Source organism: Mesorhizobium sp. M1329, from assembly GCF_040318035.1.
Taxonomy (GTDB): Bacteria; Pseudomonadota; Alphaproteobacteria; order Rhizobiales; family Rhizobiaceae; genus Mesorhizobium.
This window is the reverse complement of sequence record NZ_JAMYLN010000001.1, coordinates 270,274-284,660: the sequence shown is the minus strand read 5'-3', so window position 1 is coordinate 284,660 and position 14,387 is coordinate 270,274. Positions and strand designations below refer to the sequence as shown.

The window sequence follows — 14,387 nt, the reverse complement described above, 5'->3', positions numbered from 1 at the left end:
TGACGGTTTGATCGAATGCGCATTGTCTTGACCCGGCGCGAACCTTTGGATTCACCTGATGGCGTGAGCATCTTCATTGTGGCACTTGCCCAGGCGTTGCTCGAACTGGGGCACCAGGTGCAGATTGTGGTCGGCACCTTCGAAAGCCGCCCAAAATTCCAGCGACTTCTTTCGCCTCGCCTCGAGTTGCCGATAATCGGATTGAGCCGCACGCCGTTGACCGGACCGGCCTCAGTCGCGGCATGGCTGCGGGCGATCGGTATCATCAATCAGTTCCGGCCGGACCTTGTCATCCACAGCGAGACGATGCCGCTGCCGCTGCGTGGCACGATCGTCCAGGTCGTTCACGATCTCGAGAGGCGGAAAGGGGCGCTTGCGCCAGAATGGCGAGCCATTCGACGCGCGAGCATGCGGCGCTGCCATTACGTCGTCGCCACCACGACCGAGCTTCAGGAGGAACTGGTGCGAGATCTTGGGCTGCCAAGCGACCAAATCCTGAAAATTCCCAAATGCATCGATCTCGAGTCATATGCGTCTCGCGGGCTGGCAGAGCGCGAGCGGGCAATCGTTCACGCCGGCACCTCGCCGTACAAAGTGCCGGAGGCTACTATCCGGGCATTCGGCGCCCTCAATGACGCATCTGTAAGGCTCTACGTGACAGGTGACATCACAAGACCGGTGCAGGAGGCGGTCGATGCTCTTTCTGAACCGATAAGGGGGCGCGTAGTCCTTCTCGGCATGGCAGAGGGAGCATGCGTTCGCGAGCTACACAGCCGCGTTCGCGTCGCCGCTTTCCCCACGCGTTATACGGTTCCTGTCGGCTCGGCAACGGTGATGGAGGCGATCGCCAGCGGCACACCCATCGTCGGGACCTCAAGGCTCAGCCGGGATCTCCTGGCGGATGGGGTGAATGGGGCAGTGGTCGAGCCACAGCCCGAGGCGATGGCCGCAACACTAAAGGCGGTGCTGGACGATGATGACCTTTGGTCGCGCTTGTCGACAGGTGCCCGCCAGTGGGCGGGACGGTTCGATGCACGGGGAATCGCAAAGCAATATCTCGAGCTCGCGGATCTCTCCGGATATGGGAGATGATAAAGGGACTGCCGAGCCGCGGCAGCATTCAGGCTCCCAGATTCGGCGGCTTCGTCGAGCACCTTGGAGCCTCGCTGAAAGCTTCTTACGATTGGAGAATGCGATGATCATCGGCTACTGTCGTATCAACACCTTCGAACCCGCTGCCAGACTGGAAGCGCAAAAGCTTTATCTTGCCCGCTTGGGAGCCGAGAACTACTTTTGCGAGAAGACTAGCATATTCGGTTCGACGCCGGAGCTGGAGAGGGCGATCGAATGTGCCAGGAAAGGAGACGTGATTGCGGTCACGAAGCCGTACCGTGTTGCGCGTACAACCCGTGAAGTGCTGTCGCTCATCGAAAGGCTTGGCAGCAAGGATGTCGGTCTTCGCATCGTCGACACACCTATCGATACGAGCACGACGACCGGACGCATGATTCTCGCATCGGCGCCTCTCTGGACGCTTGGGATGTCGCCGTCGCGCTCAATGCTATTAGACCTGCTTCTCTTTTGGCGTCGTCGTCGGTAAGTCGGATTCGACGTACCAGCGCACTCTACTCACTGCCAGTTGAAGGCGAGCCGCAATGCCGGTCTGGGCTCAAATGGCTTGCGCTCGATGGACCAACCGGCATTCACGGCCGCCCTTTGCCAGATGATGTTGCCGGGATTGGCGAGTGCGTAGACGCAGCAGTCCCTAACACTGTGCTTTTCAGCGCCTTCTGATATCCGCGTATGGAACGACAGGCCGTTGGAGGTCGGGGCGTCCCTGCCGTCCCGTGGCTCATTGTACGTGTCCCGGCTCCGGCAGCGGTTGAACGCACAACCGCCACTGCCGACCTTACCCTGAGGAACGGCCGAGAAGGCGCCGTTGCCCTGTTGAACGGCATCGACGTCATCGACCAGACAATTGAAGCTTCCCTCCAGCATGACGCCGACGCCTGTGGGGCTGTTATTGTAGAAGACGAGTCCACGTCGAATTGTACAGCGGTCCGAGTGAAAGGCCGAAATGTTGTCCTCGGTCCAGGAGGTGGGACCGTTCTCGGCCGAGAATTCTTCCAGGCTGGTATCCGGAGAGCGGTCGAACTGCACATTCTGTCCACGGGGGAACGGCCCGCGCGCGTCGTGGAGTTCGAGGAAGCTCATCTGGGTGCCTGGAGACTCGAAGACATAGATATTGGAGGAGCCGCGGGACGCCTTGACACGGATGATGATCGCATCCGGGCAGCTTTCCAGCTCTATGTTGTTGCGGTTCCGACTTGGCCCGGTCACCGAGGGGGGAGCGCCGACATGATCGATCTCGAGATCTTGCAAGCGTATTCCGGCGGCTCCGCGGGCGTATATCCCGCTGCCCATGGCATGACGAATGCGGCAGCTGCGGACGATGACACCCTGATGGAGTGCCGTGATCCCGTTGCCATAGGGGGCGTAAATGTCAAGATTTTCAATGATCTGCCCATCCGCGCGCGTGAGCACGGGTCCGCTTGGACGCGGAAGGGAGACGGCACCCCCGAACCATTTATCGTCCGATTGCCCCTGGGCCAGAGGCACCGCTGCACCGACGGCACCCGAGGCAGGCAGCGCTAGCAGCCCGGCAAGGAGACGGCGCCGATTAAGGCGCCGGGGTTCAAGAGACTGCCGGCCGCGCGACATGGAATCTTTCAGCCCGCCCAGTTCGGGTGCTAAACGTCGACTCGGCTTGTGCCGAGACGTCGAGATGGCCAACGAGATGCAGATAGACCCTGCCTCTCGGCAAGGCGGCTTCTTCGACCAGGTTGTCGTCAGGCATCCCCATTTCCCCTGTGCGCCAGCGGCGCAGGTTCCCGAATGCACATCGGCGGCAGGCCGATGCACGCACAGCACTCCACACACCATCTCTCCATTCTGCCCGCCGCGGAAGCCCTTCATAAGGCTTAACCCCGATGGGCAAAGTGCCATCGGCCGGATTCCCTGCCATTCTTTGAAGCTGGTAACAAGCGGAGCGCGAGGCGATGTCGGTTGAAGGGGACGTCTTTGACTATGTGATCGTCGGAGCCGGGGCGGGAGGTTGCGTCTTGGCCAACCGTCTGGCGGCTGACGGGACCAATATGGTCTGCCTGCTCGAGGCGGGGCCGGCCGACAGCAGCATCCTGCTGCACATTCCGGCGGGACTCTACAAGACATCCTCGAATCCGAAATATGCCTGGCAGTTCGAAACGGAGCCTAGTCCGGGGACGGCCAACCGTTCTATTCCGATGTCGCAGGGCAAGACACTAGGCGGTTCGACCGCAATTAACGGCATGAACTACAACCGCGGCGCGGCTGCGGACTTCGACGAGTGGGCCCACGAGGGCAATCGAGGCTGGGGCTACGCCGACGTGCTGTCCTATTTCAAGAGAACCGAGCGGAGGCTTGGGGCATGCGATCCCTTCTACCGCGGGACGGACGGACTGCTTCCAGTTACCGATTGCGATTGGCGACATCCACTATGTGATGCATTCATCGAGGCCGCGGTCAATGCCGGCATCCCGCGTAATCCCGACTACAATGCAGCAAGCCAGGCCGGTGTGGGCTACTATCAGCGCTATATCGATAACGGATGGCGCGTGAGTGCAGCACGGGCTTTCCTACGACCGATCGCCAGAAAGAAGAACTTGGACGTCCGAACGAACGCGCAGGCCACTGCCGTCGTGTTCGAGGGAAAGCGTGCCATCGGCGTTCGATATGGACGAGGAGGGCCGGGTCATCCCACGAGCTGTGTGAGGGCCCGTCGAGAGGTGATCCTCTCCGCTGGCGCGGCGAACTCACCAAAGCTGCTGCAGCTGTCTGGCGTGGGTGCTGCGAGTATTCTCTCCGGACTTGGAATTCCGGTTGTGCACGAATTGCCCGGTGTCGGTGCAAATGTTCAGGACCACTACATAGTCCACCTGATCGCCCGGGTGGAGGGCATCGAAACGGTCAGCGGACACGGCTTCGCCCTCCTGCGCGAGGCAGCGAAATGGATGCTGGGCCGCCCTAGCTTTCTCGCCGTCAGCCCGTCGCTCGTCTACGGGTTCGCCAACTCGCGGGATCTTCACTCCAACCCCGATATCCAGCTTGACCTTGCCCTGGGCAATCTTACCGATCACGGCGGCGCGCGGCGGTTTCCGGTCATCAAGCTTGGCTATTATCAGTTGCGGCCGAAGAGCATCGGACATGTTCGGGCGGTCTCGGCAGATCCGTCTCAAGCGCCGCTGATCCAGCCCAACTATCTCGCCGATGATCAGGACCGACAGGTCGTCATCAACGGCATGAAGACTGTGCAGCAGCTGTTTAGGGCCCCCGAGCTCAGGCGCTACAACTGCACGGAAGAGCTTCCCGGCCCGAAAATAACGGACGACGCCGACCGGCTGCAGTTTGCCCGCGAAACCGGGCTGACAGCCTATCATTTGTGCGGATCGTGCCGGATGGGCCCATCCAAAAGTGTTGAATCTGTCGTGGACGACCAGTTGCGCGTCCACGGCCTCGAGGGCCTGCGGGTCGTTGATGCTTCCATCATGCCCTCCGTTCCCTCGGCCAACACTTCGGCCGCTGTCTTTATGATCGCGGAAAAGGCAGCAGACATGATCCTGGGTCGGCAACCCCTCCCGGCACTGGGGCACTATGCGCCGGGCCAACCTGTGGCGGCCGAATAGTTGAAAGTCGAATGACAAGTGCCGGGAGAATTCCTTGAAGAGACGTACACTGGTTGCCTCTGAATTCAATGCGAAGGATCGGGCTCACTTTGCGTCGGCGTATGAGTTTTGCCGTATCGTTGCCGAATGCGAGGATGCCGATCTGATCGCCCCTGGCATCGACAACTACCTAACGAGACGCTTTCACGCCATCTTGCCAAAGCACGACCGTCACAACGTCCAGCGTGACTTCAATAGACTGACAAACGCGTTTCGCAAAGGGCTGGGGTTAATGAACGCGCCTAGCATTGAGCATGTTCGGCTCACGCAAGATTATGACCTTTTCTTCTTCGTCGCCTGGAGTCCGCAAAGCCTTGTAGAATTGTCTCGGATCCACGACTGGCGCCGCCGATGCAAGGTTGCTGTCGCGTATCTATTCGAGCTCTGGTCGAGCACTCTCGAAGAGGACCGCCGATATCTGAAGCTCCTGGACCAGTTCGACCACGTGTTCCTGTTGCACAGCGCGTGCATACCGCGCCTGCCTCAATACACCCGCACGCCCTGTTCCTTTCTTGCCACGGCTGTCGACGGCCTCATTGCCACCCCGTATCTATCGCCGGTCAAACGCGTGATCGACGTATACTCGATCGGCAACCGAGCCGCGAAGATACACGGACAGCTTCTGAAGCTGGCCGAAGAGCGGGGCCTCTTCTATCTCTACGACACGCTCGCAAGCACAGATTCCCGGGTGAAGGCCTGGCATGAGCATCGTTTGCTGCTCGCCAATCTCATCAGGCGCACTCGCTATTTCATGGCTTTCAGTCCAGCGACGCTTGCAAACTCCAAGGCCGTCACGGTTGCCGGCGAGCAGGTGCTGCCTGCCCGTCTTTTCGAAGGGGCCGCGGGGGGCGCCGTCATGCTTGGGACCGCGCCGCAATGCGCCGAATTCGGCGCGCACTTCGACTGGCCAGACGCCGTGATCGAGGTATCACCAGACTCCAGCCATATCGCAGACGTAATTGGCGAACTCGACGCAAACCCCTGCCGTACGGAATTGTTGCGCCGGACAAGTACGGTCCGTTGCCTGGAGATGCACGATTGGGTCTACCGTTGGGATCACATCCTAGCCACGATCGGCATGGAGCCGCTCCCACGCCTCCACGCTCGCAAGCTCCAGCTGCGACGGATCGCCGCCGATGCTATGGCGCTCGCCTAGGCGATCAGGCCCGAAAATGAGACCCGGTTTCGGGTTCGGCGCTCAGCGACGCCCAAACAAAGAGAAAGGGCGGCAGTTTCGGACCGGTCGCTTCCATCGGAGCGTCCGCCGCCTCAGGCGTGCGCGCGAGAGTATATCATTTCGAGGTACTCGGAAGGCTAACAGGCGCCGGAAGCGGGCAAGGAAGGTCGGTGTGTCCGCCGGCTCTACCCTTTGGGGTTAGAGCTTATGCCGAATTGGATTCGCGCAGTGTCGCTGCCATTCTCTGGCCATTCCCCGTGCTACCGCAGCCACCGCAACCGAACTTCGCGTGAAGGGGCAATGATCGCAGGCGACGGGTGCCACGTCACGCTGGGCACTCCGGTGGTTTTCAGCAGAGGAGGGGGTCATCGCGATGTTGGTCGATGAGTGCGGCTTCGAACGCAGGTGAACGTCATGGCACTTCTTCATGAAGGCCCCCGTGCGGGCGCCACGTCAAACGCACCGCGGTGGAACGCGCACGTCAAGGTCAATGTTCTTCTGCAGTCGTTTCCGCTTCTCGAGGCAATATACGTCGTGCTGCTCAGCATCGTCTCGGGAATGCTATATGATTTTGTGAGTTTCGGACATTTCGGCGAGTACGGCCGGAACTTCGGGCTCGGTGTTGCTGTAGCCGCCCTTTTTTCGACTTCCGCATATGCGCGCGGCCTGTATCTGAGTTCCGAGCTGCGGTCGCTGGCCTCTCAGATCAAGGAGGTCGCGCTGATCTGGACGGCGGTCTTTCTTTGCCTGTCGGTTGTGGCGCTTGCACTCAAGGTGGGAGACATGTTTTCGCGCCAAGCCGTCATGCTGTTCTTCGTGACGGGACTTGGCGGCATCATCTTCGTGCGCCTGGGCGCCGGACGACTGTTTGCCTCCTTGACCAGGTCGGACATGCTTGCCAAACCGCAAGTAGTGATCGTAACGCAATCGGACGTGCGCGTGCCAAGTGGCGTTGTCCAGGCAATCGAGGCTTCCGGATGCCAGGTCTGCCAAACGATTACATTGCCGGCTGCATCCAGCGAGAGCTCGCTCCTTGAGTGTATGGATAAGCTCATTGAACATGTGCGTCGGCGTTCTGTCGACGAGATCGTCCTTGCTGTCAGTTGGGCTGACATATCCCTGATTGAGAAAATCACGGCCCACCTTTGCGTGGTCGCGGTACCCGTAAGGCTCCTTCCGGACCACGTCGTTAGCGCGCTCTTGAAGCGACCTGTCGTCAACCTGGGGGGGACGAGGGCGATAGAATTGCAAAGCGCGCCCCTGACGGCGCCTCAGCTCCTGATGAAGCGGCTCTTCGATCTTGTGCTGACCACTGTCGCCCTCCCATTTCTTCTGCCCCCTTTGGCCGTTGTAGCGGCGCTGATTGCGCTCGAATCCAGGGCACCGGTGCTCTTCTGTCAGCGTCGGGCCGGGTTCAATGGCCGCACGTTCAAGATCTATAAGTTCCGAACCATGACGATCCTGGAGGACGGGCCCGTTGTCCCTCAAGCCTGCAGGGGCGATCCCCGCATCACCCGCGTTGGGCGCATATTGAGAAGGTTCAGCATCGACGAGTTTCCACAGCTATGGAACGTGCTGAAGGGCGACATGTCGTTGGTAGGCCCACGGCCGCACGCGCTCGCGCATGACAGCGAATACAGCCAGATCATCTCTCTCTATCCGGCTCGGCACAAGGTGAAGCCGGGGGTCACCGGCTGGGCACAAATAAATGGCTGGCGCGGCGCCACGCCTGATGTCCACATGATGATCAAGCGTGTCGAACACGATATGTGGTACGTCAACAACTGGTCGGTCTGGCTCGACGTAAAGATCCTGCTTCTGACCGTCCCCCGCATCTGGACGGGGCGAAACGCCGTCTAGCCCAACTTGGCCGATTCGAGACCGCTGGAGGCGATTTTGTGTGGCAAGTGATTGATTTGCAAGGAGTGGCGGCTGGCCGACGATCCATCGATTAACTGCCAAGCGACACCTCATTCGGAAAAAGCGAACCTCTTCTTCGACCTTATCAGTTGAATACGACTTTGGGTGAGGCTCGACACCATGAGAGGTGCGGCTCTACTACAAAAGGCGCTGTTACAGAACAACCGAACGCAAGCGATGATCAGTGCGAAAAACAGCGACCGCTCAATGCATAATCTGCGACCTCAGGCAAAAGTGCCCGCACGGCAACGGCGTTGGCAAGTTGCCGCTTTGGGAGCGGAGGGGGAATGCTATGGCTCGAAAGGTTGACGAAGATCGTGTCTCTCTGGTCGTGAGTTCCACTCGAATCGAACGATCTCCACGCCCAGACAAACGAGGATGACGGCTTCTGTGAGCCCGCAACAAACCCGAACCACTGACCGAACTGCGGGGCCTCCCCTTGTAGAGTATGCTACGGCGAGGTTGGTTCCCCAAGGTCGGCTTGCATGCATCAAAGGGCAAAATATCCTGCTCAGTTCAAGGCAGGGGGCAGTTTTTACGCTCAACGACACTGCGGCGGATATCTGGCGCTCGCTTGAAGAAGGCGTGCCGGTCCAGGCTATCTTGGGCGAGATGGCAGCCCGTGGCGTTGATAGGCAAGAGGCCCATGGCTATGTCGAGGCTGCCCTTCAAGACTGGGAACAGCTCGGCCTAATCCAGCCGGCTCCACCGCCGGGCCCAACCGCAGCTCATCAACATATCTGCCAGGTCGTTGCTGTTCCAGGCGTGTGTGTGCGCATACTGTATCCGGCGGCCGTCGCCTTTCCGGCCTCGACCGTATTTCAGCATCTCGAAGTTCGAAACAGTGCCGTCGACGTCCTATTCCATCTGGTTGAGCGTGGGCAGCGGATCCACCTGTTCCGAAACGGCCACTGGACTGATTCCTGTGGTCGAGACGAGATACCCATTATGGTCAAAGGGCAACTGCTGGCCGAAGTGCTTGGGCACAGTGAATATGAACTCGCTCTGCATGCGGCGGCGCTGTTCAAGAACGGCCGCACGCTCCTCCTTTGTGGTAACCCTGGCTCGGGCAAGACCACCCTGACACTGGCGCTGGTCCACGCGGGGTTTGGCTTCGCGGCAGACGATGTGACACTTCTCGACTCGGCCGGACAAGGTGTCGGCCTTGCTTTTGCGCCTTCAGTCAAATCGGGATCATGGTCCATTCTCGGACAATATTTCCCCGAACTCGGCAGGTCTCGGGTTTACCGGCGTCCCGATCGCAGGCGTGTGCGTTTTCTTGTGCTTCGGGATCATGTCCCTCCCGTTCCCCGGCCGGTGGGCTGGGTGGTCTTGCTCTGTCGGACGCAGGATGCCAAACCTTCCCTGCGGGTGATTGACCCGACCGAGATCCTGCGTGGCTTGCTGAACGGTGCCTTTGCGCGGAATAATGAGCTAAGTAGCACTGCGTTCGACGTTCTTTGCCAAGTCATCCGATCGGCAGAGGGGTTTTGCCTGACCTATGCCAACTTGGGTGACGGCTTGGAACTGCTGAAGGCGGCATGCCGATGAAGCCCACCAGGGATGCGCTGGAGGCCCTGATCGCGGGACTTAACGGCCGCCTGGTGGTAACGGCCGACTGGCTGGCGGTAATTGCACTCGCCAACCACACTCTGCTTACGCCCGTCTTGTTCGCCACTCTTGCGCACACGGGCCAGCGTGACCGGCTCCCCGAAGAGGTGGGCCAGTATCTTCAGTTCATTTACCGCTGCAACCGGGACCGCAATTTGCGCTTGCGCAGGCAGCTGAATGAAGCCGTTGCTGCCCTCAATCAGGGGAGCGTCGTTCCGGTCCTGCTCAAAGGGGCCGTTCCCTTGTTCCTTTCATCGAGCGGCAGGGTTCCCGACAGAATCATGAGCGATCTCGACTTGGCTGTGGAAACAACCAAAGAAGGGGCTGCCCGGGCTTGTCTTGCCAAGCTTGGCTACGCCGAAGTGACGGTCGCTGGTGGCATGGCGCGCCCGCAAGATGTCGGTCTCCTGGAGCTCCGGCCATACCGCGAGATTGACCGTGAGCCCCCGAGACTTGCACGCCGTCACGGCCTTAGGGCGAAAATCCCCGCCCCACAGTCGCGGGCCCTCCACTGGATGATGCATGATCTCATCAAGGAGGCGGACTACTGGCGCGGAAGGACCGACTTTCGCCACCTTTATGATCTGGCACGGCTGGCGGAACAGCATAAGCTGGATTGGGCGGCGCTCCGAACATCCTTGCCCGACCAGAGCGCGCGGAATGCGTTCGATACTCAACTCTTGGCCTTGAGTCACTTCTTTGGCGTCAGCGCACCGGCGCAATATGTGCGGCGTCCATGGGTTCGCTTTCAACACTGGCGGCGCGTCTTCCCCTTGTACCATCCCGTCCTCGGCGTTCCATTGCGCCTGGTCGGCAATTCGCTGTGGGGTATGTGGCGACTCCTACATGGCGATGGTTTGGGCCGACGGAGTCCGCTCGACTTTGGACGGCGCGCCACCACCATCCTCCTTGACGGCGATCTCGGGTCAAAAGCGTAGTAATACTTAATTTCCTGAATTGTATCTTGATGGCGCCTTGTCTTCACGAAAGGCAAATGTCAAATTAGGGCGCTGGATTTATTACTCAAGGATGGGAGCAAGTTCGATGAAGCGCGGGGAGACAGACAACCATACCCAGGAAGAACAGGCGCGTCGAGAATTTCTAAAGAATGCCGGGCGTTTTGCTGTTGTAACGCCTCCATCCATTGCTCTGTTGCTTGGCACGAGCTTAAACTCGCAAGCTATTGCCGCATCGCATGGCGCACGTCCCGGCAATGGAGGGGGCGACACGAACCACATCCACTCTGGTCCACCTGGCCGCAATTGACCCTTCCGCGTCTGCGCGGTCCATCCTGATCCGGTCTAAGGAAGGGTCGGCCGTAAGGATGTCAGCAGCGCATGCCGAAACTGAACGCGTCTTAGAGGTTGCTCAAGTAGGGGAGCACGGTCCGCGTTACTTCCTCCTGAAGCGCGTCCGCCGGCAACGGTCTGCACCTCGCCGATCGCGACCGGCGTCGAGAGCGCCTTGAACGAAGGCTGTCGGATCCCGGCAGGAAGGCCCTCGGCAACATTGTTGATGTCGATTGTTGATGTCGACCGGCGACTCTTCGCCGAACGGTCAGAGTGCCGTCATCAGGATGATCTCCAGCAAGGTTTCGCCGGCGCGAACCCACGGCTCCGATCGTGTGTATCTTAAAGCCGACAACGCTCCCGGACCGCGGTGCGCGTATTTCGGTCGGTTGAGCACGTCATCTGCTTTTCGCCAGCTTCGGCGAGCTTGGCGACTTGTCTCGGCAGTCGTGACCAGTTGCTGCCGTCGCTCGTCCGCCCGAACGTAGCGCCGGCACCGCGGCAGCCCGTCTGGGATGGAGAGCGCGCCGGACCGCCGGCGTCAGAGGCATGCGTCCGGCAATCGGCGGGTTCTCGTGGAGTATGCGTTCCAGGCGCACATGGGCGCGCTGCGCGCGGACACGATACTTTTCCATTGCCATGATCTCAATCGGGGCAAGGGCCCGACCACAATAAGCGACGCCGCAAACAGGACGCCCCCCGGAGATTTCCTAGTTAATAGCTCCCGCAGCGCAAGCGGACGCGCCGCGGCGCTTAGGCGGAATCGGCGGCTCCTCGCAGTGGACGATAGAGCTGTTCCCGACCCCCTACGCAGATCTGGGCGTAGCGATCCGACCGGATCGTAATGCCCGCATGAATAAGCTCGGAGTTGCACGAACTTCCTCAGAGGCGTCCGCTGCTTCAAGGATCAGGGTATCCGTTCGATGAGAAGACATGTCGCGCATCGCGAAGCCGGCGACCCAGGCGCCGGCAATACGCAGTCGACACGTCCTAGCCCTCGCGCAGCTCCAGGATGAAATCGTGAGCGCCGACGAGCCCCCCCGGCTTCATGGGCACAGCCGGATCGGCGAACGCGATGTTCTGGCGAATGGACCCGTTGAGGAGCACGTTCTCTTCAAAACGACGCCGATCTCGCGCCGAAGCCAGATTGGGTTGACCATCGGCGCATCGACGCCATCGACCAGCTTCACAGGCCGGCTCGCGTCGACACACCATAGGCCCGCACCGCAAGGCTGGGGAAAAAACGTCGCTCGATGGCCGAAAGAGCCAGCTCCTCTCAGCGCCGCGCCATCAGACGGGCATTCTTGTGGATGTTCATTTAGTACCCTGCGGTGAGTGCTGAAACTTGGCAACTCCAGTCTCCTCGGTTCGGTCCGCATGAACTACGGAAAGCTCACAACTCCAGTCAGTTCCATCCCGATGACATCGGGATGGAACTCCATTGAGCGTGATCTTCTCGGAAAACCGGGCTCCGCTTTTGGTACGCTGACCTTCGCTTCGGGATCGTGGCTTTGAGGTACTATGATCCAGTTCTTATTCGGCCAGGGCAGGCTCGCGGGATGTTAGTTCCCGCGTAGTCCTTCAGGTCACATAGAACGAGGCTGCGGTGAGCGACAAATGTGGGGAAAGGGTGGCGAACTGTGTTTGAGATGCGCCGCCACCTCCGTCACTGTCGAAAGAGAGAGCCCCGGTTGCACTGTCGTAGATAATATGATCGGAGCTGTCATGCGCGGCTGCACCAACAAAGAAGGATTTGAATGGAAGCCCTCCCGGCTGAAGCCCGGCGAAAACGGTATCGCTAAGATGGAATGTGTCCTGGGAGCGCTTGAAGTCGGTGATCTTATCGACATTGCCCGTTCCAAGAGCAGTATTGAACGAAAAGGCATCGTGGCCTCCGTAACCGGTCAAGACGTCAGCGCCGAGCCCGCCGTTGATGACATTGTTGCCGGCATTGCCCTCGATGGTCTGGGCGAACTCGTTGCCGGTGAAGCTCACTGCCGTGGTGCCGGACGCGTTGTTGGTGGCGAGATGCTCGATCTCCGAGCCGGCCGAAAGCGCATAGCTCACCGAGGCGATCACACTGTCGTTGCCGCCGCCCACCGCCTCAACCGCCTTCTCGTTGGCATTATCGACATGGTACGTGTCGTCGCCGCCATAGCCGATCATCGTGTGGCCGCTGGTTCCATGCAATACATCGGCGCCGCTGCTGCCGTACAAGGTGCCATCGCTGGTGTCGCCGGAAGGAGCGACAATCCCGGTTCCAGACCCTGTCTCGGTCCCGGTCGAGCCAGTGATTGGGGTGGTGACGCTCGCGCCCGTGACAGTGTCGGTCGAGCTAGCCCCTGCGTAGTCCCAGGTGAACTGGTTGTCGACGTGTGCCACCGGGGTGGCGGTGGGATCCTCGTGGACGTCGGCTACGACCGCCTTTGACGCATCCCAAATGGTGTTGTTGGGATTGCCAGGGTTGGTGTAGCTCGAGTTCAGGACGCTGACCCCGCCGGAGCTTACATTCCAGATCAGTCCATTCGACGAGGGGAGCCCGCGGCCTTGATCCTCATTGATACCGTCGAACGACCTCGTGTGATCGAAGGTCACATCGCTCGCGTAGGAAGAGAACGCGCCATTGCCCTGATGGATGGCGTCAACGTGATCCACCCTGCCACCGGTCGATCCGTTCTCGAACATAACGGCCACGCCGGTCTGAGAGTTGTTACCGTCGATCACCCCATTTGAGATCGTCGTATTCGGGCTGCCGTATACGGAGACGATGTCCTCCGGATGCGAACTGCCGGCGTCGTTCACGGCATAGAAGTCGGTCAGCGTACTATTGCCCGAGTTGTTGAACTGGACGAACTGACCGCGCGGCATTGGGCCATGGAAGTCGTAGCCATCGACGTGCGAAAGACTCGCGCCGGGCGAGTTCACGAGATAGATGCCAGTCGAGCCTTCCCGCACCGTGGTATTACGAACGGTCAAGTTCGAGGCGTTTTCGGCGTTGATGTTGTTGATGTTCGGGCTCGTCTCAGGGTCAATTCCCGCCGGCGGGTCGGCGTTGATGACCTCGGTGTTCTCGATCGTCACGCCGTTTGCGCCGGATACCATCACCCCGTCGCCTTCGACGTGATGAATAAGACAATTGCGCAGGATGACATTGTCGTGCGTAATCGTGACCGCGTCCCCGTTGGTGACGTAGATGTCAAGATTTTCGATCACCTGGCCATCATACTCTGATTGGATCGGTGTGGTGGTGTAGGTAAGACCCTGCGCCGGCTGCGTGGTTGCCGTCGATGCGGAAGCGGTGGAAATGGGAGCTTCGGTCGTCACTCGGCTGCCTCCGTCGTCGCGCGTAAGTTGTTCAGCCTTTCCGGGTGTATCCCGAGTATTTCCTTGTCGCAACTCATCGATGTCATGTGGTTCTCCAGTTGAGTAGTAATTACTATAAGTATCTCTAAAGACACTCATCAACAATAAAACGATAATCTATCGTCTTAACGAAATTCTGAAAATACAACCAGAAATTTCATATGGAGATATAATGCTAACGTTCATGACCATAATACGGCCCGGATAAGGCTATACTGAGACTCTCCCGGGCGATTGGCGTTGCGTTCAAGCTTGCGCCTACGTCGA

The 14,387-nt window shown here is 59.6% G+C and carries 10 protein-coding genes; 7 read left to right on the top strand and 3 right to left on the bottom strand.

Going from position 1 to position 14,387, the window contains the following annotated elements:
* Positions 1-63: 63 nt before the first annotated feature.
* Positions 64-1,092 (top strand): glycosyltransferase family 4 protein, encoded by a 1,029-nt coding sequence (locus tag NKH21_RS01385; protein ID WP_352862808.1) that lies wholly within the window; start codon positions 64-66, stop codon positions 1,090-1,092.
* 103 nt (positions 1,093-1,195) lie between these two features.
* Positions 1,196-1,600, top strand: coding sequence for a recombinase family protein (locus NKH21_RS01380; protein WP_352862807.1), 405 nt, complete (start codon positions 1,196-1,198; stop codon positions 1,598-1,600).
* A 29-nt stretch (positions 1,601-1,629) separates the two neighbouring features.
* On the opposite strand, the gene NKH21_RS01375 is transcribed toward NKH21_RS01380, so the two are convergent.
* A complete protein-coding gene (locus NKH21_RS01375) occupies positions 1,630-2,544 on the bottom strand; it encodes a right-handed parallel beta-helix repeat-containing protein (protein WP_352862806.1) in 915 nt (304 codons plus the stop codon).
* A gap of 151 nt (positions 2,545-2,695) precedes the next feature.
* On the bottom strand, positions 2,696-2,857 hold the full coding sequence (locus NKH21_RS01370; RefSeq protein ID WP_352862805.1) for a hypothetical protein: 162 nt from the start codon (positions 2,855-2,857) through the stop codon (positions 2,696-2,698).
* Positions 2,858-3,059: 202 nt separating this feature from the next.
* Between NKH21_RS01370 and NKH21_RS01365 the strand changes: the two genes are divergently transcribed.
* From NKH21_RS01365 to NKH21_RS01345, 5 genes are all read left to right on the top strand, one after another.
* Complete coding sequence (locus NKH21_RS01365; protein ID WP_352862804.1) at positions 3,060-4,721, top strand: GMC family oxidoreductase; 1,662 nt, start codon at positions 3,060-3,062, stop codon at positions 4,719-4,721.
* Between the two features lie 34 nt (positions 4,722-4,755).
* A complete protein-coding gene (locus NKH21_RS01360) occupies positions 4,756-5,916 on the top strand; it encodes a glycosyltransferase (protein WP_352862803.1) in 1,161 nt (386 codons plus the stop codon).
* Positions 5,917-6,351: 435 nt separating this feature from the next.
* Positions 6,352-7,797, top strand: coding sequence for an undecaprenyl-phosphate glucose phosphotransferase (locus NKH21_RS01355; RefSeq protein WP_352862802.1), 1,446 nt, complete (start codon positions 6,352-6,354; stop codon positions 7,795-7,797).
* Between the two features lie 522 nt (positions 7,798-8,319).
* Complete coding sequence (locus NKH21_RS01350) at positions 8,320-9,408, top strand: PqqD family peptide modification chaperone (protein WP_352862801.1); 1,089 nt, start codon at positions 8,320-8,322, stop codon at positions 9,406-9,408.
* The gene (locus tag NKH21_RS01345) at positions 9,399-10,406 is read left to right on the top strand and encodes a nucleotidyltransferase family protein (protein ID WP_352862800.1); all 1,008 of its coding nucleotides are present in this window, start codon (positions 9,399-9,401) and stop codon (positions 10,404-10,406) included. Before NKH21_RS01350 ends, NKH21_RS01345 begins: the two co-directional genes overlap by 10 nt.
* 1,932 nt (positions 10,407-12,338) lie before the next feature.
* Here the strand turns inward: NKH21_RS01345 and NKH21_RS01335 are convergent.
* Positions 12,339-14,081 (bottom strand): hemolysin, encoded by a 1,743-nt coding sequence (locus NKH21_RS01335; RefSeq protein ID WP_352862799.1) that lies wholly within the window; start codon positions 14,079-14,081, stop codon positions 12,339-12,341.
* Positions 14,082-14,387 lie beyond the last annotated feature (306 nt).